The 23,104-nt window shown below is 66.5% G+C and carries 17 protein-coding genes and 1 tRNA gene; 12 read left to right on the top strand and 6 right to left on the bottom strand.

The annotated features are described in order from the left end of the window. The first annotated feature begins 254 nt into the window (after window positions 1–254). A complete protein-coding gene (locus ACSP50_RS01205) occupies window positions 255–467 on the top strand; it encodes a type II toxin-antitoxin system HicB family antitoxin (protein WP_014687323.1) in 213 nt (70 codons plus the stop codon). 74 nt (window positions 468–541) lie between these two features. Then, entirely contained in the window at window positions 542–685 is a 144-nt protein-coding gene (locus tag ACSP50_RS01200) for a type II toxin-antitoxin system HicA family toxin (RefSeq protein ID WP_231956836.1), read from the top strand. 252 nt (window positions 686–937) lie between these two features. On the opposite strand, the gene ACSP50_RS01195 is transcribed toward ACSP50_RS01200, so the two are convergent. The 4 genes from ACSP50_RS01195 to ACSP50_RS01185 form a co-directional block, all read right to left on the bottom strand. Continuing rightward, window positions 938–1,801 (bottom strand): hypothetical protein, encoded by an 864-nt coding sequence (locus ACSP50_RS01195; protein ID WP_014687321.1) that lies wholly within the window; start codon window positions 1,799–1,801, stop codon window positions 938–940. 817 nt (window positions 1,802–2,618) lie between these two features. After that, a tRNA-Lys gene (locus ACSP50_RS41465) sits at window positions 2,619–2,687 on the bottom strand. A 434-nt stretch (window positions 2,688–3,121) separates the two neighbouring features. Then, complete coding sequence (locus ACSP50_RS44970; RefSeq protein ID WP_080127690.1) at window positions 3,122–3,715, bottom strand: Imm1 family immunity protein; 594 nt, start codon at window positions 3,713–3,715, stop codon at window positions 3,122–3,124. A 3-nt stretch (window positions 3,716–3,718) separates the two neighbouring features. Continuing rightward, window positions 3,719–10,105, bottom strand: coding sequence for a ricin-type beta-trefoil lectin domain protein (locus ACSP50_RS01185; protein WP_014687318.1), 6,387 nt, complete (start codon window positions 10,103–10,105; stop codon window positions 3,719–3,721). 410 nt (window positions 10,106–10,515) lie between these two features. Between ACSP50_RS01185 and xerC the strand changes: the two genes are divergently transcribed. The 10 genes from xerC to ACSP50_RS01145 all read left to right on the top strand — a co-directional run bounded on the left by xerC (window position 10,516) and on the right by ACSP50_RS01145 (window position 20,830). Then, window positions 10,516–11,736, top strand: a complete 1,221-nt coding sequence (xerC, locus tag ACSP50_RS01180) for a tyrosine recombinase XerC (RefSeq protein ID WP_014687317.1) — start codon at window positions 10,516–10,518, stop codon at window positions 11,734–11,736. A gap of 765 nt (window positions 11,737–12,501) precedes the next feature. Next, window positions 12,502–13,830 (top strand): site-specific integrase, encoded by a 1,329-nt coding sequence (locus ACSP50_RS01175; RefSeq protein WP_014687316.1) that lies wholly within the window; start codon window positions 12,502–12,504, stop codon window positions 13,828–13,830. Window positions 13,831–13,897: 67 nt separating this feature from the next. Beyond that, entirely contained in the window at window positions 13,898–14,332 is a 435-nt protein-coding gene (locus ACSP50_RS41460; RefSeq protein WP_155123421.1) for a DUF6153 family protein, read from the top strand. A gap of 85 nt (window positions 14,333–14,417) precedes the next feature. Continuing rightward, the gene (locus tag ACSP50_RS01170) at window positions 14,418–15,116 is read left to right on the top strand and encodes a DUF305 domain-containing protein (protein WP_014687315.1); all 699 of its coding nucleotides are present in this window, start codon (window positions 14,418–14,420) and stop codon (window positions 15,114–15,116) included. Window positions 15,117–15,290: 174 nt separating this feature from the next. Continuing rightward, window positions 15,291–15,929 carry a DUF305 domain-containing protein gene (locus ACSP50_RS01165; protein ID WP_014687314.1) on the top strand — a complete coding sequence of 213 codons (639 nt, stop codon included), beginning with the start codon at window positions 15,291–15,293 and terminating at the stop codon, window positions 15,927–15,929. Window positions 15,930–16,236: 307 nt separating this feature from the next. After that, window positions 16,237–16,605 (top strand): hypothetical protein, encoded by a 369-nt coding sequence (locus ACSP50_RS01160; RefSeq protein ID WP_014687313.1) that lies wholly within the window; start codon window positions 16,237–16,239, stop codon window positions 16,603–16,605. Between the two features lie 180 nt (window positions 16,606–16,785). After that, window positions 16,786–17,901 (top strand): PLP-dependent cysteine synthase family protein, encoded by a 1,116-nt coding sequence (locus ACSP50_RS01155; RefSeq protein ID WP_014687312.1) that lies wholly within the window; start codon window positions 16,786–16,788, stop codon window positions 17,899–17,901. Then, window positions 17,898–19,196: an MFS transporter gene (locus tag ACSP50_RS01150; RefSeq protein WP_014687311.1), complete on the top strand. Its 1,299-nt coding sequence runs from the start codon at window positions 17,898–17,900 to the stop codon at window positions 19,194–19,196. Before ACSP50_RS01155 ends, ACSP50_RS01150 begins: the two co-directional genes overlap by 4 nt. Before the next feature lie 152 nt (window positions 19,197–19,348). Further along, on the top strand, window positions 19,349–19,777 hold the full coding sequence (locus ACSP50_RS41455; protein ID WP_155123420.1) for a hypothetical protein: 429 nt from the start codon (window positions 19,349–19,351) through the stop codon (window positions 19,775–19,777). A gap of 336 nt (window positions 19,778–20,113) precedes the next feature. Next, the gene (locus ACSP50_RS01145; protein ID WP_014687310.1) at window positions 20,114–20,830 is read left to right on the top strand and encodes an alpha/beta fold hydrolase; all 717 of its coding nucleotides are present in this window, start codon (window positions 20,114–20,116) and stop codon (window positions 20,828–20,830) included. Window positions 20,831–21,152: 322 nt separating this feature from the next. Here ACSP50_RS01145 and ACSP50_RS01140 read toward each other — a convergent pair whose 3' ends face one another. Next, the gene (locus ACSP50_RS01140; RefSeq protein ID WP_231956834.1) at window positions 21,153–21,653 is read right to left on the bottom strand and encodes a M23 family metallopeptidase; all 501 of its coding nucleotides are present in this window, start codon (window positions 21,651–21,653) and stop codon (window positions 21,153–21,155) included. A gap of 438 nt (window positions 21,654–22,091) precedes the next feature. Next, on the bottom strand, window positions 22,092–23,084 hold the full coding sequence (locus ACSP50_RS01135) for a C40 family peptidase (RefSeq protein WP_014687308.1): 993 nt from the start codon (window positions 23,082–23,084) through the stop codon (window positions 22,092–22,094). Between the last annotated feature and the right edge of the window lie 20 nt (window positions 23,085–23,104).

Raw genomic sequence — 23,104 nt, 5'->3', positions numbered from 1 at the left:
CTTCGTCGGAGGTCAGAAAGTCGGGACCGCAGCCTCGGGCGGACCGCAACCGGCCCACCCTCCGCGCCCACCGTAACGTGAGGCCTGGGGGTCGCCCCGAGGCAGATACGAGTGGGCCGGACGTTGCACTATGCGAACCGCCCTACGACCGTCTCCGGCCACCCGCTGCCAGGACGTTTGACCAGCTCACGGGGCAGAATATTGCGGCCGGGGGACGCCGACCAGTGATCACCGAACCGCGCTAGGGTGGCCACATGGCCGAATTTCGCACGATAACGGTGCCGGTCGTCGTGGAGCGCGACGAGGACGGCGTGTGGTGTGCCCACGCTCAGTTGCGCCCTGGCCTGGGAGCGCACGGGGAAGGCGACACCGAGGAAGCCGCACTCGAGGACCTCCGCGAGGCGCTGACCGGCCTCATCGAGGAGTTCGGCGTACCTCGCGAGCTCTCTATCACCGTCGCGGCCTGATGCCCCCGCTCCCATCTATCTCCGGCACCCGCATCGTCCGCGCATTGGAGCGGCATGGCTTCAAGGTCGCAAGAGTGGCCGGCAGCCACCACATCATGCGACACCCGGACGGACGTGGAACCACCGTGCCAGTGCACGGCAACCGCGACGTCGCCAAAGGAACGCTGCGTGGCATTCTCAACGATGTCGGCATGACGATCGACCAACTCACCCCCTGATATCGCCCTCTTCCCAGAAGGGATGCGCCGCGGCCGCGGCGCTCGCAGGCGGAGCCAATAAGAAGATCAAGAGGTCGACCGCTCGCGTACGTCCATCATCCTCCTGAGCACGGCTTACAAGGCTTTGCAAGGATGCGACGATCATGGGGATCACCCGCCCCAACCACGAATCATGGTCATCTCGGTAACGACGACGGTGCCTGCGCGGCCCACTGGCGACCCCGGACAGATTGCCGGGGCCACCATTCGGCCCTACGACTTGCGGAGTGCCGCGGCGATCCGGTCGGTATCTTTGGACGCGATCGCATCGTGGATCTCGGTGATCACAGCATCCTTCTCGGCCGCTTTGATGACCTTCGTCAAGTTGGCGCGGTCGGTGTAGAGGGAACGGGCAAGTTCGGCGATCGGCAGGTCGACGTTCGGCGCGCGCTCGGTGATCCGCGCGTATCCGGCGAGGCCGATTTTAAGAGAGAAGCGGGCCTGGTTGAGTTCTGCCTCGCCCGCCTCGCGCATCAGCCATGCAGCGACGACGTTACGCACCAGCCCAGGTGGTTGCGGCGTGTCCGAGGCCATGGCCTCGTCACCGCTTCCAAATTCCAGGGCAAGTTCGTTGAGCCACTTGGCGTAAGTGCCATACGCGTCGAGAACGTTGTAGGTGTGCGTCGTTTCGATCCCGCCGTTCGCCAAGGTTCGGATAATCGTCGACTCCTTCGGGCCGACTTCCTCCGGCACGATTGCCACAACCCGGTCCCGCCACCCACAGACCTGGCTGGCAGCCCCGGTACGCAGGCTTTGGGCAAGGAAGAGGCGAGCAACGTCGTCCCACATGTCCTCCCGGCGGGTTCCCGCCGGAACCTTCCACACCTCGGACGGCGGCCCAGGCTCCCAGCCACCATCGGCGTCCATCGCGATGTCGGTCTCGGCCAGCACGGTCTCGCCCGGCCCCACCGTCTCAGCGACGACGCGGCCAGCTTGGGAGATGAACCCGAGGAGGTGCTCGGATGTGTCGACATCGACCAGGTCGCCGAGGCGCTGCCGGTCGACTGGGTCATTCACCGCGATGGCGTGCCGCGGAGTGAGGGCCTCAGCGAGATACCGAAGATCAGCGTGTGTCATGGGTACACAGTACACACCCATTGAATGTCGTCAAGGTCCACTTCCGCGGCACCGTGAGGAACGACGGGCCGGTGGCGGCCTGCACGGCGAGGTCGCCGGGCTGCGCTGGGCAGACCTCGATCTCAACAACCGGCAGCTCACATCACCAACCAGCGCACCAATGCCGGCCACCAGATCATCGAAGGACCGCCCAAATCGGCGGCCAGTCGCTGCACCATTGCCCTGGACCGGCGCACCGTAGCCGTGCTCCGGAGCCATCTAAGCCACCAACGCGCCCACTACTTGCACACCTGACACACATGGCGAACCTCCGGCTACGTGTTCACCCGCCCCGACGGCCAGCCATTCCACCCGAACTACTTCACGAAACGCCTGGGATTCCGGACCGGCCTGTGCGGCCTGCCACCGGCGCGGCCAGCCTGGCGCACACCGCCGGCGCCGATCTCAAGACCGTTCAGGACCAGCTCGGGCACGCCAGCATCGTGGTCACCGCCGACACCTACACCAGCGTGCTACCCGCAGCACAGCACAAGGCCGCCGAGGCGACAGCCCGGCTCATCCTGACCACCGCCCGCAACGCCCGCGCCAAGATGACCGCCAAGATCAAGCGCCGTCGCGCCGGACCGCCACCACAGCCGACCCGAGCGTCCACCACACCGCCACGAGCCAGCACGTCAGCCATAGCCAAAACCGCAGGCCAGGAAGCCGCGACCGCGCGCCACGAAAGCCAGATCCGGCCAAAACGGTCCAAGCGACCAGCAAGGGTCCAGGTACCACAACGGACAGCTGCCTGCCGAAGAACCGCAGATCAAACGAGTGGGCCGCCCGGGACTCGAACCCGGAACCTAAGGATTAAAAGTCCGCAGCTTTTTCATTGATTAGCTCCAGTGCGAGTTACGGACTTTCTACGCGCACCGTCCGGCCCCGTCCAACTACATATCGCTCCGTCCGGGATGCTAAATGCAACCTCAAGAGCACCTGAGACCGCAAAATCTGGCTCCGTCCGGGTGCATCCGATGAGGGTGCGGAACATCCGAGCGACCACGGAGCAACCGGACGACCTACATGGCGGCGCGCGTCTGGGCTGCGCACGGGCCTGACATCGCCAGCAATCCCTCTCAAGTCCCGCCATTGTCGTTAGCGGCAAAGCGGCCGAAGCATTTGATCCGCAAGTCGCAGCAGACCATAAGACGCCTCAATAGGCACTCAGGGCGCCCTGGGAGACGATCGAAATCATGTCATCCCAGGGCGCTCTGATAGTGACGGTCGTCGCAGGATCCGGCGTCACAGTATCTGCGTACTCATTCCAGCGAAGATCTATCATGCAAGGAAGGGGTCATGCCTTCCGTCGTCGGTAACGAGCGGGAACCTTCGTCCCACAAAGTCGAAGGCTTCAACCCATCGGACGCTTTCGGGACGATCACCTGTACCCAGGCGGCAGAACTCCTCGACGGCCTGCCGTACCTGGTGGAGCGGAATGGTGCTTCTTGGATCGTGGCATTCTTCTACGTCCTGATCCATTATCACGCCGGTGTCGAACTCCGGCGGCTCTACATTATCCGTCACCCAGACGCTGGCATGTATGCCACCCTTCCGCGGAAATGAGACCTGGTCGACGCACCAGACGAGGGCACCGTATCCGGTCGAGTGATTGCAAGCAACACTTAGGAAGTTGCTAGGCAGGCCATTACGACCGGCTTCACTACTCTGAAGGTCGTGGCACCGGTCCGACCATGAGAGCTCGAATATTGCGTCCGTTGCCGTACCGTCATCTCCATGCGCAACATTCCCTGCAGACTTGCTGCTGCGGCCATCAAAAATCTCATTAACCACAGCAGACACCGCCTCTGCAGTCTCCGCGCATCGATGACGCCGTCCGTCTGAAAAGTTCAAAATCACGCGTCTATTCCTCATTCCCTATCGCGAAGCTACGCCTTGGACAGGGTATGGCTCCGCCCGCCCCGGCCAAAAGACACTTATCTTCTGGTCGCGATAGAGAATGTTCGCCATATCCTGAAGGCATCCAAGATCGTACTTTACTCCTCCGCAAGGACCGTTCTTGTTATTGATAATCATAATCCCGTTTTTCAACTCTTCGCTGGTGAATCCGCTATTTCGATATTCTAGACGCATCCACCAGGCCAGCTTCCCGTCGGCGTGCCATGAAGCCCTGAAGGTCGTCTTCGCGGGAACATTCGGGAAGATTTTATGGAGGTAGGCGTTAATATACTTGGATTCTTCCTCCGTGCGAGCCGACAACTCCGCGACGCGCCGCCCACCAACGTACAAGAAGCCCGTCGTGACTGGAAGTTTCCTGTCCGTCATCTCCCTAAGGGCGTCTGCCACCCAACCGGGAGGACAAGCCGTACTGTTATGTACCAGTACGGGAAGGCCGTTGTTGTCAACGAAATAGGTATGCAGGCCTTCGATTGTCAGGTCATAGGTGGCCATCGCGCCGGTATAATTCCGCACAGCGGCGACCGTGATCGTTCCCGAGCTGCCGGTCCTCAGCTGATCTCCGACGGCAAGATCGCCTGCGTTGACGAATTCGGCGCGAGTGACGTCGTAGAATGGGTGGTTCTGAGTGCCGACAATATTGACTCTTCTGTCGCCGGCCACGACGGTCAGTTCAGTGAATTCGGTGTCCGTAGTTGTCCGGTGCGTCTGCGTCACCTGATGCGTCTCGACGCCACCAGAAGGTGTGGCGTTACGGACTAAATCACCGACTCTGACTGCCTCAATTGGCTTGACTGTGCCGTCGGCCATAAGAACTCCGGTGCCCTCCGCGAAACTATGTCCACCGAGGCACTCGAGAATCCGCTTTTCGAGAGCTTCAGCACGGGCAGCAGCCGCGATCTTCTGAAGCTCTATCAGGGTCTGGTACTCAATCTTCAAAGCCTTGATCGCGTTGATCGCCCCGTCGATTCCTTCGACGTCGTAGGCGATCATGGCGATGCGAAGCGCGCGGAGTGCTGTCGATGCGGCTTTGATGATCTCCGCACCGAAAAGTTCACCGACGACCAGCCCGCAGTCGAACAGACTCCCACCGTCGTCGGCGGACGTCAGCTTGTGGTAGCAGCCGATGAATTCATGGAACAGCGTCTCAGGTAGATGTTTGACGTAGGTGTCATACAACGCCATCTGATCGATGTGATGCGTGATCTTGTACGGCGGCTGGTTGATCGGAATGGTCGCCAACGGGTACAGGTTGAGGACAGAGCCGCTCGCGGTTGTGAAACAGTGGTTCGGGTCCGCCGGGTCGGGGACGGCGCAGGCGGCATAGAAGTAGACGTTGTAGCCGGTGACGTGGGCTGTGCCGGTGACGTCGCAGCCGCCGACACCGACGCAGGGGCCGTCTGGGGTAAAGGTGACCTTCGCTTCAGGACGGACCCAGATACCGTCGCCGAGCGGCGACGCCTTGGCGTTCAGGTCAGTTAGCTGCTGCGGGTCGTTGACCGTAGCCGAGGCCAGGGCAGCGCCAGCTGCCTGAGCACCCTCGAGTGACGTGTTGGCATTCTCGGCGGCTTCTCGTGCTGCCTGCGCTGAAGCTTCCGCATCGTCGGCGTACTCGCTGGCCTCGTTTGCGGAGTCCTGCGCGCTGTAGTACGCGTGGTGCGCAGCGTCGGCGTCACGTTCGCTCTCGTCGGCGGCTGCTTCCGCCGCCGTCGCATGGGCGTCGGCGGCATCGGCGGAGCCTTGGGTCTTGGTGACGTCCTGCTGGGCTTTGGCATCCATCTCGTCGATGCGCGCGGATGCCTGCTTAGTTGCTTTCGCGTCGGCTGCTGCTTGGTTAGCAGACTTCGTGGCGGCCGCCGCCGAGGCGGCTGCCTGCGATGCCGAGACCGCGGCTGCGGCCGCTGCTTGGAGGGCAAGTTTCGCATCCCCGCTCGCCCGGTTCGCGGCGTCCTGGGCATCCACGGCTAGAGCCGCCGCCTGAGTCGCCTGCGCTGCGGCGATATTCGCCTGGGCGGCGGAAATGGTCTCGGCTGCTTGTGAGCTCAGGCCGGCCAGGCCGGCCGCTGAATCGGTGGCTGCCCATGGCGTTGCAAGATCGATCGCGGTGTCCGCGGGGGCCGCTACAGTCGCGGCTGCGACCGCGGTTTCTTGTGCGGCTTGGCCGGTGGCCACGGCTTGCCCGATCGCGACCGCACTGTCGGCCAGCGCATCCGCCGCTTCGGTCTGAGCCTGTTGCGCGGCTGCCTTGGCACTGTCCGCCTCCGCCTTGGCGTCGGCTGCCGCCTTTCGTGCCTGTGCTGCCTGAGAGGCCGCGTAGCGTGCGTTGCTGATCGCGTCGGCGGCCAGCGCGTGGCCCTCGACTGCATCCGCGTGGGTCTGCGACGCTGCTGCCTTCGCAGTCTCCAGATCTGCGGCCGCACGCTGTGCCGCGGCGCGCGCGGTGCCGGCAGCCGATCGTGCTCGGGATGCGGCGGCTTGAGCGGCGTCGGCTTCTGTCCCCGCTGTGTCGGCGGCGGCTGCGGCATCGTCGGCTGCCTTGCGGGCTTTGACGGCCTGAGCTTCGGCGTCGTCGGCAGCGTCTGTACCGGCGGCGGCGGCCGCCTTCGCGTCTGCTTCCGCGGCTGCCTGCGCTGTTGCGACCATCTCGGCCTGGGCCTTAGCCGCCCGGCGCCAAGCGTCCATCGCGAAGGTTTCCGCGAGTTTTGCTGCCGTCTCGTCCTGACCGGCCTTGGCGGCAGCGCTCGCCGCCTCGTTCTTCTTTGATTCGGCGATCGCGGCTTGATTCTGGGCCGCCGTCATCGCCGCGGCCGCGTTCTGCCGTTCCCGTTCGGCCGTCGCTTGGGCGTCTGCAGCAATCTTTTCCTGCTTGGCGGCGTCCGCTGCTGCAGCGTCCGCCCGGGCTAGAGCGCTTTTCGCGTCGGCTTCGACAGTGGCAATCTTGGTCTTGTCCGCAGCGGCCTTGGCGGCGGCGGTGGCGGCCTCCTTCTCCTCTTGCTTTGCCTGCGCGGCGAGCTGCGCGGCGTGAGCGGCGCTGTCCTCGGCCGACTGACGTAGGTAGAGGGCGCGGGCGGCGTGCGCTTGCGCGCTTGCGTTTGCCAGCAGGGTGGCCGAGTTAGCCAGCGTTGCGTTGACTGCAGCGACCACGGTTTGCATCGCGTTGGCCGTTGCCTGTGTGGCGGCGGCTGCTGCCTGCGCGACTTGTGCTGATTGCTGGGCGTAGGTCAGGCCGCGGCCCTGCGGTAGGCCAGCTGCGGTCGCTGTGGTGTACGCGGCGTCACGTGCGGCGACGGCTTTGTCGGCAGCGTCCTTGGCGACCGCGGCAGAGTTTTTCGCTGCGGCGGCCAGGGCGGCGACTTTAGCTTTGATCACGCCGAGGTCGTGCGGGGCGCGGGAGATGTCGACGCCGGTCCAGGCGGGTTTGCCGCTGTTGAATTTCTGGTCCTGGGCCCATTGGATGCCGCGAGCGGTCCAGGCGTAGCCGAGGCCGTCGTGCATGGTTTCGGAGCTGGCGCGCAGGGCGTCCAGGCTCTGCATTTCGGCGGCGAGGATGTCGGCGCGGGGCTGGGCCTGCGAGTTGAGTTCGGCCTGCCATTCCGCCCAGGCGGTTTCCTCGACGTCGAGCAGGACGTGGTCGGGGTCGAGGGGGTTGCTCGGGTCGCCCTGTGCCCAACGGGTTTTGAGGGCTTCGACCTCGATCCGGAATTCCGGGGTATTCGGCTGCGGTGCGACCCGGGGATAGCTGTCGAACTGGATGAACCGGCGAACGTCGTCGGCTGACCCTTCTACGACTTTTTTGATGTTGTCAGCGGTGAAGTAGCCGTTGCCTGGCTCGGACTTGAGGTGACGCTCATAGATCTCCCAGACCTTGTCCTGCTCGGCCTTCGACGCCTGCGTGATCAGAGGGTGGAAGTAGGCGGCTTCGACGGCCAGTTCTCTCGTCGAACCTTTGGACAAGAAGTTGGTGACGTCGGTGTCAAAGGACGGCCGGGATCCGTAGTCGCCCATCGGGTAGCCGGCCAGGAACGCGTCGCGGGCGGTCTCACGCTGCTGGCGTGCCTGATCGGCGGTGCCGGCTGCGACGATGTCCGCTCCTAGCGGGCCGGCTGGCGCTGTGTCGCTGGAGGCGTCGGCCCATTTCCAGCCGTTGACCCAGTCTTCGGCGATCCAGTTTTTGTCGACCCAGTCGCCCCATTCGACGTTCAGCGCCGTGTCGGGGCCGGCAAGCCACTGCGCGGCTATCTGGCGGACGTTGGGGCCTCCGGCGTGCATAAGCAGGGCCAGGTGGGCGCGGGTGTCGCGTACTCGTGCCGCGGTTTGCATCGCGACGAGTCGTTCGGTGCCGGTTCCTGCGGGGATCACCGTGGTGGTCGCGGTGATCGGTCCGGCGAAGGCGTGCCCGGTGTGCGGGATGCTCCACACCTGGGCGTCCCCGTTGTTACAGGTGGCGATCTGCAGTGGGGTGCCGGTGGTGAGGTTGGCGTTCGGGTCTTCCAGGCATCGCGCGGAGTTCGGGTTGATCAGTTGGGTGCGGCCGGTGGTGTCGAACCCGACGACCCACTGCTGGTCGAGGGTTCCGGCGCACTTGCTCATCGTGGTCTTGGTGCCGTTGGTGGTGGCGGTTTCGCCGCCGGTGAGGCTCAGGCACATGGTGCCGGCCGTCAGGGTGCCGTCCTTGTTGAGAGTCCATGGGAGGACGGGGCCGGTGGTGTAGCCGACGCCGCACGGGTTGATCACGACCGCGGCGCCTGTGTCCGGGGTGCTGGTCGTGGACGCCGGCACCGCGCATTTGTTCACCACCGGGTTGGTGATCGGGCCGGAAGGCGGGGGCGGTGTGGTGGGGTTGGTGAACTGCTGGCCGAGTGAGCCGGTGCAGGTGGCGATGGTCAGCGCGGTGCCGCTGGTGGTCGAGTCGTTCGGCGTGTTGAGGCACCGGTTCGATGCCGGGTTACGCAGCTGGATGCTGCCGGACTTGCTGTACTCAAACACCCAGCCTTGATTCGCCCAGTCGTGGCAGTCGTAAAGCTTGACTGGAACGCCGTCTGCAGAATCTGCCGTCGGATCCGATGCGGAGACGTAGCGGCCTCTCGATGCGGCCGTGCGTGCTGAGACGGTCCCGGTGTTCAGGATGATCAGCCGCCCGGACGAGCCGACCGCGATCGCGGTACGCCCCACTACATCGGTGCCCGTCAGGACAGGCCCGTTCTGGACTGTCCAAGTCGTGTCCGATGCCAGGCGGGCATACGCGTTGCCGTCGGAGCCTTGCATCATTTGCGTGCGGTCGCTGTCGACCGTGATCACCCTGCGCAGGGGCGACGCTGGGGCAGTGACCGCCGCGCCGCTGGCCGAGGTAACGGCCTCTTTGGTCCAGCCGTTGAGACTGATACCCGTCTTGACATAGACCTCGCTGCGGGCGTCGACCAGCATCTGGAGGCCGCCGTTGGTGGCGATCGCCTGCGCGCCCGGTCCGAGCTCCTTTACCCAGCCGCTCGCGTTGCCGATGGCGGAGCGGGCGTATACCGACCCGTCGGCGCCGATCATCATCTGAGTGCCGTCGGACCCCACAGCGATCGCCTTGGCACCGCCAGCGGCGGTCTCGGCTACCCAGCCGGTAGCGTCGCCGATGCCAGACCGGGCGTATACCGTCCCGTCGGAGGCCAAGTACAGCTGGGTGCCACCGTTCGTGGCGATCGCGGTCGCAGCCTGCGTGCCCTCGTTGGTCCAGCCGTCGGCACCGACATTATTGCGGGCATACACGTGCCAGTCCGCGCCGATGATCATCTGAGTGCCGTCGGAGCCGCCGGCGATATCTTGGACCTTGGCGTCGGTCTCCTTAACCCACGGACCCAGCTCGGCATTTAAGCCATTCTGGGTCCTCGCCCAGACTTGGCCATCGTCGGTCAAAAGCATCTGGGCAGCGCCGGCCGCCGCCACTTCGCGAGCCGGTCCGCCATTACGGCTCACCACGCTCAAGCAACTGGTGGGCACGCCAGCCGGAGTCAGATTCCCTTGCGTGCTGAACGTCGGAGGCTTGAAGGTCCACATCTGGCCGGACGCGCCGGTGCACGTCGACGAGGCGGCTACCGTGCCGTTGGCGGTGGCGCCGCTGACACGCTCCAAACAGGTCTTGAGTCCATCGTTCCGGACCACTCCCGTGGCGGGTGCCGTCAGGTCTGCAACCTGCGAGGCCGAAGTGTTGCCTAGGTTCCAGTCCGTCGTGGCTGCCCATGCCGCCGAGGCATCAGCCGTCGACAGAACCATTGCGGCCACGGTCGTTGCTACAGTGGCCCGCATCACATAACGGGCCCGGACAAAGTTGAACAGCCTTAAGCGCACGACGCGACGCGTCATGATCATTATCCCCCCGGGTAACCATGCCGCCGATGGCAGTCGTGGACTATCGCGAGCAATCGACGATCTTGCTTGCGCCGAGCGTAAGCATGCCGCCACGACGGTTGCAATAGACAGCGAAGATCATGGCTCTACTTCAAGACATTGGACCTCGACAAAGGCAATCTTAAGAACTTAATTGGACATAGCTATTGCCCCGCCATGCGGGCTTGAACGGGTAATCCGGGTGCCGTAACGCCGCAGCCCCGCCACAACTTCCAGGGTTTTGCGGGTGGCGATGGCTCGCTTGCCGCGGGGAACAACGCTCCTGACGCAGTCCCGCCAGCGGTACCCGCCCGGCTGACGGTGATCAAAACATCTGAGGCGGACAGTGAAGCCTGTGTGACCAGGCCGCATGGTGCGAGGTTGTCATGAAAACGCCGGGGCTGTTCAAGCAATGCGGGTGCCGCGATGCCGGCACCCGGCAGCGGCTACGTGCCCGCTGCCCGCGGATCGGCGAGCGCGGGCACGGCACCTGGTACTACCGCTGCTACATCCGCGACATGCTCGGCGAGTCGGTGCAGATCAGTCACGGCGGCTATCGCACCCTGACCGAGGCCCGGCAGGCCCGCACTGCCGTGCAGGCGGAGTCCCGCGAACAGTACGCCGGCCGCACCTGGACGATCGCCCGGTGGCTGACCTACTGGCTGACCACCCGAACCGCGATCCGGCCGACCACGCACGCGATCTACACCCGGCACGTCCATCAGTTCTTGATCCCGGCAATCGGCTACCTGCGGCTCACCGAACTCACCAGCCGGCATCTGACCGCGATGTTCGCCGAACTCGCCGCCGGCACCACCACGACCGGGCTACCCCGCTCCCCGGCCACCCTGCAACGCATCCGAGCAACCCTGCGCGCCGCCTACAACGCCGCGATCCGGGAAGGGATGATCACCGACAATCCGGCCCGCCGAGTCGAGATACCAGCCGGCCGCCGACCCCAGGCCGTCGTCTGGACCGAAGGACGAGTCGAAGACTGGCGAACCGACGGCGCCCGCCCCAGCGTCGCGGTCTGGACCCCAGCCCAGCTGACCGAGTTCCTCGAGTTCGTCGCCGACGACCCGCTGTACCCGCTGTGGTGGCTAATCGCCCTGCGCGGCCTACGCCGCGGCGAGGCCGCCGGCCTGCGCTGGGAAGACCTCGATCTCAACAACCGGCAGCTCACCACCACCAACCAGCGCACCACGGCCGGCTACCAGATCATCGAAGGACCGCCCAAATCGGCGGCCAGTCGCCGCACCATCGCCCTGGACCGGCGCACCGTAGCCGTTCTGCGAGACCACCTGCGCCACCAACGCGCCCACTACCTGCTCACCGGCCGCAGCTGGCGAACCTCCGGCTACGTGTTCACCCGCCCCGACGGCCAGCCATTCCACCCGAACTACTTCACGAAACGCCTGGGATTCCGGACCGGCCTGTGCGGCCTGCCACCGGCGCGGCCAGCCTGGCGCACACCGCCGGCGCCGATCTCAAGACCGTTCAGGACCAGCTCGGGCACGCCAGCATCGTGGTCACCGCCGACACCTACACCAGCGTGCTACCCGCAGCACAGCACAAGGCCGCCGAGGCGACAGCCCGGCTCATCCTGACCACCGCCCGCAACGCCCGCGCCAAGATGACCGCCAAGATCAAGCGCCGTCGCGCCGGACCGCCACCACAGCCGACCCGAGCGTCCACCACACCGCCACGAGCCAGCACGTCAGCCATAGCCAAAACCGCAGGCCAGGAAGCCGCGACCGCGCGCCACGAAAGCCAGATCCGGCCAAAACGGTCCAAGCGACCAGCAAGGGTCCAGGTACCACAACGGACAGCTGCCTGCCGAAGAACCGCAGATCAAACGAGTGGGCCGCCCGGGACTCGAACCCGGAACCTAAGGATTAAAAGTCCGCAGCCCTTGCATTGATTGCCTCCAATGCTGACTACGGACTTTCTACGCGCGCAGTCCGGCCCCGTCCGGCTACATAATGCTCCGTCCGGAATGCTGAATGCAACCCCAAGAGTGCCTGCGATTGCCAAAATCCGACTCGGTCCGGGTGCGTCCGGTCAGGCTGCGGAACATCCGAGCGACCACGGAGCGACCGGACGACCTACATGGAGGAGCCCGCATGTGGGCTGCCCAGGATCCTGATCTCGTTAGCAGAGGACGTCCGGCGGCTGCTTCGCTCCCCACCTTCGGGCCGGACTGGCATGTCGGTAGGACGAAAACAGCTCCTCAGCCTGATGCTTCTGCAACGGTCACTGGCTGCGCGTCCCATTCTGGTGGCAGCTGGGCGAACTCGGCTCCAACAAACGAATTCCTTCCCGGCTCGTTCGGCGAGATGGTGACTCATTACCGATCGAGATAGGAGGCGGTAATGAGTTGCAATGAGGTTGAGGGCGTCTTTCGCCGTTGCGGGTGCAAGGACACGGTGACCGGCCGGCGATTCGACGGTCGATGCCCGAGGCTGGCCGATCCCAAGCATGGCAGCTGGTACTTCAGCGTCCAGCTGCCCGATGAGCAGTCTCGGCCGACGCGGTTTCGCCGGGGCGGGTTCCGCACCGCTCGCCAGGCGCAGGCCGTCCGTAATCAGACGGTCGCGTCTGCCGCTGCTGGTGCCGGACTGCGGCGGGTCACGGTCGAGCAGTGGTTGCGCCGCTGGCTGCTGAGTCTGCCTGGGCAGGTACGCCGGTCAACGGCTGCCGGCTACAGCATCCACGTGCGCCGGTACCTGATCCCGCACCTGGGCCACCACACCCTGACAGGGCTACGAGCTGCGCATATCGAGGCGATGTTCACCACGATCACCGCACAACCGAGCCGCACCGGCGCGCCGCTGTCGGCGGCGACCTTGCAGAAGATCCGGGCCACCTTGCGCCGGGCGCTGAACATGGCGATCCGGGAGCAGCTGCTGGCAATCAACCCGGCCCGGCTGGTGCTGTTACCGCGGCCACGGCGGCACCGCCCACAACCGTGGTCGGCCTCGCGGGTCGCGGCCTGGCAGGACGACGGCCACAAGCCGGTGGTGGCGGTGTGGACGCCGCAGCAGCTGGCCGAGTTCCTGCTCTTCGTCCGGGACGACCCGCTGTTCGCGCTGTGGTGGCTGGCAGCCCTTCGCGGGCTGCGCCGCGGCGAAATCTGCGCGCTGCGCTGGACCGACGTCGACCTCGCCGAAGGCACGCTGACGGTCAGCCACACCATCGCCCACGCTAACGGCCGTCCCTATTGGGACACGCCGAAGACCGCTGCGGGGCAACGCACCGTGGCCCTTGATCGCATGACCGTTGCGGTCCTGCTACGGTCGCAACGTCAGCAGCGCCGCCGGCGGGCAGAGTGTGCCGGCGAGCGGTGGCAGCCGAACGGGCCCGTGTTCACCCGCCAGGGCCGGGCGATCCGGCCGGACTGGCTGACGCACCGCTTCGCCACCCTCGTGGACGCATCCAAGCTGCCACCGATCCGGCTGCACTGCCTACGCCACGGCGCGGCCACCCTCGCCCTGGCCGCGCACGTCGACCTGAAGACCGTGCAGGACATGCTCGGGCACACCAGCTACGCCTTCACCGCCGACACCTACGCCACCGTGCTCCCCGACCAGGCGAAACACGCGGCCGAATCGACAGCACGGCTCGTACTCGATGCGTTGAATGAGGCGCGCCCTGCCGTGGGCGCCAGGCTAGGGCCCGGGCTCGCGACGGCGTCCTCGTAGGGGCTGTGCTGCGGCCGGCCGAGCCGCTAAAGGGCGCCTGAAATGAGCCCGCGCTATCGTGGGCGCCGTGACCAGCGCAGCCGCGGCAACGATCGGGCGTACCGCCCGGATAGTGCTGCTGTTGTGCACCGTGTTCGGCGTGGCCATGATGCACACTTTGGGGCATTCCGGGGTCCGCCCCGAACACTCCAGTGCAGCGGCAATGACCACCATGTTGTCGACCGTGGCCATACCAGCGTTGGCTCCTTCCGCAGCGACGGATGAATGCCAGGACGATCACTGCACCGGGCATCATCACGATCAGATGACCGTCTGGAGTGTGTGCCTGGCCATCCTGGGCGGGCTCGCGGTTGTCGTCCTGCTGGTGATGGTTTTGGTGGCGGCCGCCCACCCTGGCTCGGTACCGCGAAGCCGTGAATGGTCGCGGCGACAAGCAACACGAGCGCCCCCTACCGCGGGTGCTGGATTGATCCTCGTTTTGACAGCGGTGCTGCGCGTATAGAAATTCTTCTCTCGGCTATGGCAACCCGCGGCCGAGAAATCACGTGCGCAGATATCCGTTTTCTGTTCGAAAGGTCATATCCGTAATGTTGCGTACCTCCATGCTGTCTTCTTCCACGTGGCGCCGTAGTCTGCTGGCCGGTGCCGCCGTGACCGCTAGCCTCATGTTGTCCGCCTGCGGCGGTGATGACACCTCGTCGGACTCCGGCATGAACCACGGCGGCATGACACCGACCGCGACCGCTTCCGCGCAGGCAGCGGCGACGTTCAACGATGCGGACGTCATGTTCGCCAGCATGATGATCCCGCACCACCAGCAGGCCGTGGAGATGGCCGCTCTGGCCGACGGTCGCGCCGCGAGCGCCGAGGTCAAAAACCTCGCCGCCAAAATCAAGTCCGCGCAGCAGCCCGAGATCGACACCATGAACCAGTGGCTGACCGCCTGGGGCCACCCGATGCCGGCTATGGCCGCCTCCGGCATGCCGGGCATGGACGCTTCCGCCATGCCAGGCATGAGCGCCTCCGCCATGCCGGGCATGGACCACGGTGCGATGCCCGGCGCCATGTCGCAGGCCGACATGGACAAGCTGGCCAAGGCCAAGGGCGCCGCGTTCGACAAGCAGTTCCTCGCCATGATGATCAGTCACCATGAAGGCGCGATCACGATGGCGCAGCAGGAGGTCGCCCAGGGCAGCAGTCCAGACGCCAAGGCCCTCGCCCAGAAGATCGTCACCGATCAGCAGGCGGAGATCGTCACGATGAAGGGCCTGCTCAGCAAGCCCTGACATCGTCATCCACGCCGACGAACCCGGACCGGGAATCCGACGCTACGCACATAGCTCGCTGGAAGCAGCGCCCGGTGCTGTGCGCAACCGCAGCACCGGGCGCGTTTCTGGCCGCATGAGCGACGGCGTGACAACCCTGGCCTCTGCCTATCTGAAAGGTTTGCCCCGAACATCATGATGCGTACCTTCGTGCTGCCCTCGATCGGCTGGCGCCGTGGCTTACTGGCCGGCGCTGCCGCCTGCGCCGTGCTGGCGGTGGCCGGCTGCGGTGACACCCCGACGGCCGGTCCCGGCCCGACGCATGCCGCCAGCCCGGCTGCGGCCGGCGCGGCATCAACTGCGGGGTTCAATCAAGCCGACGTGACGTTCGCGCAGCAGATGATCCCCCATCACCAGTCGGCCATCGCCATGGCGAAAATGGCCACCGGTCACGTCGGGGATGCTCGCGTAGCAAAGCTCGCCGGCCAGATCCAGGCGGCGCAGCAGCCCGAGATCACCACCATGAACCGGTGGCCGGCCCAGTGGGGAAAACCCATGCCCAGCGCTGGCGCTGATGCGATGGATGACCCGGACCACGGGGAGATGGCGGGCATCGACGAACTCGACATGACCGCCCTGATGAACGCCAAGGGCACCCCGTGGGACAAACAGTTCCTCGCGGTGATGGTCAAACACCACCAGGCTGCCGTCACGATGGCCCAGCAGGAACTCGCCCACGGCCTCAACACGGATGCCAAGGCCCTCGCCCAGAAGATTATCGACGATCAACAGGCGCAGATCACCGAGATGAAGCAGATCCGCGCCAGCCTGTAGGCCTTGTGTGTGATGCCGGTCCGGCGATGTTCGCTGAGGCCGCGGTGGCCGGGCGAGTGCCCGGCCACCGTGCTCTGACCGCCCCGGCACCGTCGCGACCACTGTTGCTGCTGGCTTCGGCGGCCGACGTATCCGCAGACCAACGTCCGGTGTCGCTGCGGGCTACATCGAGGTGACGTGGCAGTAGTCTTCACCGCCAGTCTTCCAAGTTGACCCGAAAGAGGAGATAAATCCGGTAAAAGCGTCTCGTGGCTTTCGCTACGATTAGGCCGACCTCTGTTCGGTGTGATCTCCCGGAAAGTTCGTGATGCTCCAGCTGGTCCTGCGGGTGGTGACGGTGGCGTTGATGCTGCTGTGCGCCACCTCAGTCGATCACTGTGGCTTGGACGCCGAGCACAGCCAGCTGACCTCGGGCGCCGCGAGCATGCAACAGGATGCTGCTACCGCGATAGCACTGCTGGACAGCTCTCACCCGTCCTGCAGCCTTGCCGAGCATCCCGCACACCGGTGCGAGATGGCCTCGAAGCTGCCGGACCTCGACGGACTGAATCCGCAGTTGTCGCCAGATCTGCTGACCCCGCCTCCGGGCCTGCGCCTGTCTGCCGGTGCGCCGGCCTGCGCGCCACCGGCGGGTGCTGCCTCGGTGTTGTCCAGAATTTGCGTCTGCCGGACGTGACCGTGCCCGCGCCGACGTCCCGCCCGCGCGAGCTCTCCTGAAGCTGCGCCCGGCATAGCCAGGGCCTCTCGAGCCGTGGGCCGTGACGCCGGCGCCTGCCATGACTTCGTCCCGCGCTGACCGACACCCCTCGACATCGGGTGCCGGGCGGCGACCCATGCGCAGGAAGCGACACCCGTCATGACCAACCAGACCATCACCCGGCCCACCGGGCTGCCCACGCCCAGCCAGCTCATCTCTCACTCCACCTGCCATCAACTTGCTCAACTCGTCGGCAATACCCCGGTGATGTGGATTCCGGACATCGCCACGCCGTCTGGTCACGGCTTCTGGGCCAAACTCGAAGGGAACAATCCGGGAGGGATCAAGGACCGGCCTGGGCTTCACCTGATCCAGCGGGCTCGGGAACGCGGCGACCTCGCCCCGGGTGCCCCGATCGTCGAATCGACCTCCGGCACCCTCGGCCTCGGACTGGCCCTGGCCGGGCAGATCTACCACCACCCGGTCACCCTGGTCACCGACCCCGGCATGGAACCCTCAGTGCGTAACCTGCTCACTGCCTACGGCGCCCAGGTCGACATCGTGACCGCGCCGCACCCCGATGGCGGCTGGCAACAGGCCCGCCGCGATCGCGTTACCCAGCTACTGGCCGATCGGCCCGGTAGCTACTGCCCAGACCAGTATCACAACCCGGACAACGTCGAGGCCTACCAGCATTTGGCCCTGGAGCTGGTGGCGCAGCTGGGCCGTATCGACGTGCTGGTGTGCAGCGTCGGCACCGGCGGCCACAGCGCCGGCACCGCCCGGGTGCTGCGCGAGTTCTTCCCGCACCTGCGCCTGGCCGGCGTGGACGCCACCGGGTCGACAATCTTCGGGCAGCCCGCCCGACCCCGGCTGATGCGCGGGCTGGGCAGCAGCATCCACCCGCGCAACGTCGACTACCCCGCCTTCGACGAGGTCCACTGGGTCGCACCGGCCGAGGCGGTGTGGGCGTGCCGGACACTGGCTGCCGACCGGTACGTCAGCGGCGGCTGGAGCGTCGGAGCGGTCGCCCTGGTCGCCTCCTGGCTGGCCCGCACGATGCCGGACGACGTCCGCATCGCGGCGGTCTTCCCGGACGGCCCGCACCGTTACGCCGAGACCGTCTACAGCGACGACTACTGCCGCCAGCACCACCTGCTCGGTCCGGCACCGGCCGCCGATCCCGACCACATCCGGCATCCCGCCGAGCGTGAGGTCACCCGGTGGACCCGCTGCACCCGCATCATCGACCCGGCCGGGCAGGATGCGGCATGAAGGCAACCATCACCGCGACCCGCTCGTTCTCCCGGCCGGTGCAGCTACTGCTGGTCAACCAGCTGACCATCAACATCGGCTTCTACATGCTCATGCCCTACCTGGCCGGCTACCTCTCCGGCAACCTGGCGCTGGCCGGCTGGGCGGTCGGCCTGGTGCTGGGCGTGCGTAACCTCAGCCAGCAGGGCATGTTCCTGCTCGGCGGCAGCCTCGCCGACCGGCTCGGCTACAAGCCGCTCATCCTGGCCGGACTCGGCTTGCGCGTCGTCGGGTTCGCGCTGCTCGGCTTCGTCGACACCCTGCCCGGGCTGATCGTCGCGTCGCTGCTGACCGGCCTGGCCGGGGCCCTGTTCAACCCGGCGGTGCGCGCCTACCTGGCCGCCGAATCGGGCGACCGCAAAACCGACGCGTTCGCCGTGTTCAACGTGTTCTACCAGGCCGGCATCCTCGCCGGACCGCTGATCGGCCTCGCCCTGCTCACCCTCGACTTCCGGTGGGTGTGCCTGGTCGCCGCCGGCCTGTTCCTGCTGCTGCTGATCGCCCAAACCCGCGCGCTACCGGCCCGCCGGGCGGTACCCGATCACAGCCGGCAAAGCATGCTGGCCGACTGGCGGCAGGTGTTCGGCAACGGCCCGTTCCTGCTGTTCTGCGGCGCGATGATCGGCTCCTACGTGCTGAACTTCCAGGTCTACCTCGGCCTGCCCCTTGAGGTCCGGCGCATCACCGGCCACGAGACCGGGGTGGCCGTGCTGTTCGCCGTGTCCGGGCTGCTCACCGTGGCCGGGCAGGTCAAGGTGACCGCCTGGGCGAAAGCACGCTGGAGCCCGCAGCAAGCGATCGTGCGGGGGCTGCTGGTCATGGCGGCGGCATTCGTGCCCCTCACGCTGTCCGCCGGAGCCGGGCCAGGCCGCGCTGGGGTGATAGGGGTCGCGGTGGCGCTGGCACCGGTGCTGCTGAGCACGGTGCTGCTGACGATCGCCACGATGATCGTGTACCCGTTCGAGATGGCCACCATCGTCGCCCTGGCCGGGCAACGCCTGGTCGGCACCTACTACGGCCTGTACAACACCATCGCCGGACTCGGCATCGCCGCCGGGAACCTGCTCACCGGCGCCGCCCTGGACACCGGCCGCCGCCACGGCTTTCCTGCCCTGCCCTGGCTGGCGCTCACCGGCCTCGGCGCAGCGTGCGCGGCAGCGGTATGGGCCTTGTCCCGGACCGGGCGGTTACACGCTCCGGAACCTGACCTCGATTCGGCCGCACCGCCGATGCCCGCGCGAAATGGTTCACGCTGAGCTGCGACGGAGCGAGTCAGCGGCAGGCATCCCGCCTGCCGCTGACTCGACCGACGCACCGCTCATCAGGCTTACGCGCCCGGATCGGCTTGGGTGCCTCGGCGTCACCGATGCCGGTACCGGTGCCCCCCGCGATGTCGTAACCTGGCCCGGTGACGCACCTCCGGCCGACGAGTCTTGCAGCGGTACCGCTGCGCTGGCTGCTGGTGGTGCTGACTCTCTGCGGTCTCGGGCTCTTGCAAGGCGCGCATTGCGCTGACACCGTCGCGACCCATACGCCACACCGCAGCGCAAGCACCGGTACCCAGCCGCACGCCGCGACGCGCGCGGCAGTCACCACCGTCGCTGACAAGGCGTCGACAGGCGGTCACACCCACCCTGGTCATGATCATGGAGTAGACGCCAGCGCTGACGGCTGCGATGACCAGACACGACCAGCCACAATCACGGTCGCGGCACCGGTAATACACCTGCCCGTCGCGGTGGCACGCATCGGTGCCAGCCAGACCCGCCCGGCAACACCACGGCCCCGCCACTACAGCACGGTGACACTGACCCATATCGGCGTCAGCCGCATTTAGGACACCGGCCAAGCCACCTTCCCCCGTTGGTGGCAGCTCACTCGGTCATCGCGGCACGGCTGCCGCTTGCAGCCGACGCCGCCGCACCGCGCGTACGTGGTGCAGTCCTGATACTCCTCGCGCTGAAAGCCGACCCACCATGACTTCCTCTGCCACCATGCCCGCCTGCGGCCTCATCCCCACCGCGGCAGGCAGCTACCGGCGAAACCGGTATGTACGCCTGTCGCACGGCCGCACTGATCCCACTACCGCAGCCCACCCGCACAACACCCCGCGCAGCGACAGCTCCGCCACCGGCCTAACAGCCGCCCGGCACCGCGGTTCGGTGGTGCAGCCGTGAGGGAACAAACGCTGCCACCGGTCCGGACCAGCCACCTCTGGCGGGGCCTGCAGGGCCGGTGGAACTACGACATGTGGGGCTGCAACGGACGGCCGGTGGTACTGCTGCCCGCGGTGCTGTTCGACCGGACCATGTGGTGGCCGCTGGCCGCCGAGTTGCGCCCATACGCGGCGGTGATCGCCATCGACCTGCCCGGTCACGGCAACAGCAGCGACACCCGGGCGCACTACGCGCCCAGCGACCTGGTCGACGATCTCGCCGACTTGATCTACAGCGTCGGCATCCGACGCGCCCCGATCATCGTCGGGCATGCCTCGTCTACCGGCCTGGCGACCTTGTTCGCCACCCGGTATGCCACCCATGCGGTCGTCACCGTCGACGCCGGCGACCAAGCCTCGCCAACACCCGTCGACCGTGAGCAATACCTGGCCACCATGCGCCTGCAGGACATACCCGCCGAGTTCCAGCCGTTGGTGCAGCCCAGCGACAATCCTGCACTGCTCGCGGCATACCAGCCGCTCCTTAGCGGCACCGCCGCGCAGGCACCGGGCGCCGTCACGGCAGCGCTAGCCGTGCACAGCACCAGCCCTTCGCCCGGATGCTTCGACACTGCACCGCATCGCTGGCAGCACCACGTGTACAACCGGCCCGGCCGGTTCGCGCAGCTGTCCGACATGCACCGCCTGAGTTCAGACATCCAGGCACTGCTGTAAGACGCAGAGCCATCAGCCGGGCGTGGTTACTCGTGCGCCGCGCCCGGCCGGTCCACCGTCGGGCACGTCCTCGTCATCTACGGTGACCTGAGCACGGGGCCACCCGTCTGTTCCCCCTCCGAGCTTGGTTGTCACGGGCCGGACGGCAGCGGTGGCGTATCGATTTCCTTCTTGTTCGCGGCGTACTTGTCGCGCAGCGCGATCACGTAGCTGATCTACGCCCGCCGCGAGCTGACCACCACGTCGAGACCGGCCCATTTGTCGGTCAGGTCGCGAGGGTTGCCAACCAGCAGCTACCTCAACCTAAGTTGATCGACCGCCGTCACGGGTCGACCTTAGCCTCGCTCGGGCAGCCGTTCTTGGCCTGCCAGGTGCTGATCTCGGCGGCCGCTGACCGTTGGCCGCCGGTGCGCCACGAGTCGAGGTATGGCCAGGGCCAGATCGCGCCGCGCTGGGTGTACCAGTCGGCGCCGCGTGCGCAGGGCGGGGAGATACCGAAGTGCACGTGGCAAGCGGTCGTGTCTCCCGTCTTGCCGGTCTTGCCGAGTGTCTGCCCGGCTTTGACTCGCGTCCCGGGGCTGATCCCTGGGCTGATCGCGGACAGGTGGGAGCCGTAGTAGCGCACGCCGTCGTCGCCGACGATCGCCACCGACAGGCCGCCTCGAGTGGGGCCGAGGTTGGCTTTGGCGGTCCACCGATCGACGGTGTTGGTGAAAATGACAACGCCGTTGGTCACGGCGACGAACGTGTTGCCGCACGCGGTCATCAGGTCGCTCGCCGGGTAGTCGTGGTGGCTGTGTGCATACGAATTGGTGCCAGCCACGGGGAACACGTATGGGCCGGACGGGGCTGCGGTCACCGACGAGGGGGTCGGGTGTGGGGACGTAGCCCGGCTGACAGACGCTGTGGTGCTCGGTGCCGTGCTAGGAGCAGCGTCGCCCCAGACTGGGTCGGGTGGGGAGGAGCATCCGCTTACGGCCAGCAGGAGGGCGGCGCTGCTGAGCCCTATGCGGGCATGACGGTGACTTTTGCGGCGCACGGATGTCGTTCCTCCTGGTGAGGGCCGGTCACGGGAGATGGGACGTCGATTGTCCCTGCGCTGGTCGAGCAGCCCGAGCCATGTTTCGTTGCCAGCCGAGCGGTGACGTGCGGTGACGCGGGATCCGCTACTGGCCGGGTGGTGAAGAACCCGCTGTGGCCGGCCCGATCGCAGTTGACCGGGCCGGCCACAGTATGCTCGTCGATCTACTCGGGTGTGGTCTCAGCTGGGTCGTCGGAACCCGGCGACGGGGCCGACGGCGTCGAGGCCGGCCATGCGCACGAAGTCGCCGGTGTGCGGGGCGTGCACGACCGTGTTGTTGCCGACGTACATGCCCATGTGGTGCAGATCGCTGTACCAGAAGACCAGGTCACCGGGCTTGAGGTCGGCGCGGCTGACCGGCTTGGTGTCTTCCCATTGCCATTTGGTGTAGTGGCGAAGGCTGACGCCGACGGTGGCCCACGCGGCCAGGGTCAGCCCGGAGCAGTCGTAGCCGTCGGGGCCGGCGTCGGCCCAGATGTAGGGCTTGCCGATCAAGCTGCACGCCTTGGCAGCGGCCTTGCCGCCTGGATCGTTGGTGTAGGTAGCCGGGCAGGCGCCGGTGCGCAGGTTGCCGCTGGCGCCGCCGCCGGCCCCGTACGCCTTGACCCGCAACTGCTGCAGGTCGTTGATCTTTTTCTGGATGGTGTTCTTCTTCGCCGCCAGGTCGGCGTCGCGTGCGGCCAGGCTGGCGGTGACGGTGTCGAGTTGCTTCTTGTCACTCGCGTATTTGTCGCGCAGCGTGATGACGCCAGCGACTTGCGAGCGCCGGGAGCTGGCCATCACGTCGAGGTAGGTGAGTTTGTCGGTCAGATCGGCGGGGTTCCCGCTGATCAGCAAGCTGCTCAGAGCTATGTCGCCGCCCTGCATGTAGGCGCGGCTGGCCAGCTGGCCGACGCCGGACATGGCGGCATCGACCCGGGCTTGCAGCGGCTGCAGCTGCTTGGTGAGTTTCTGCTGCTGGCTGCGGCTGGTCTGCAGCTGGGTGTGAACCTGGTTGTACTGCTCGATGGTCGGCTCCAGCTGGTTCCACTGCTGGTCGAGCTGTTTCTCGATCTGTTGCGGCGAGGGGTTGGCGCGGGCAGGCGCGGTCATGCCGAGACTGAGGACCGCGGCGAGCAGGGCGACGGTCCAGCCGCGCCGGCGTAGTGCCGCGGCATGTCGGGTGGCAAGCAAAAGGGGGGTCCTTTCGGGGT

This window comes from Actinoplanes sp. SE50/110 (assembly GCF_900119315.1).
In the GTDB taxonomy this organism is placed as follows: Bacteria; Actinomycetota; Actinomycetes; order Mycobacteriales; family Micromonosporaceae; genus Actinoplanes.
This window is presented reverse-complemented; position numbering and strand designations above follow the sequence as displayed.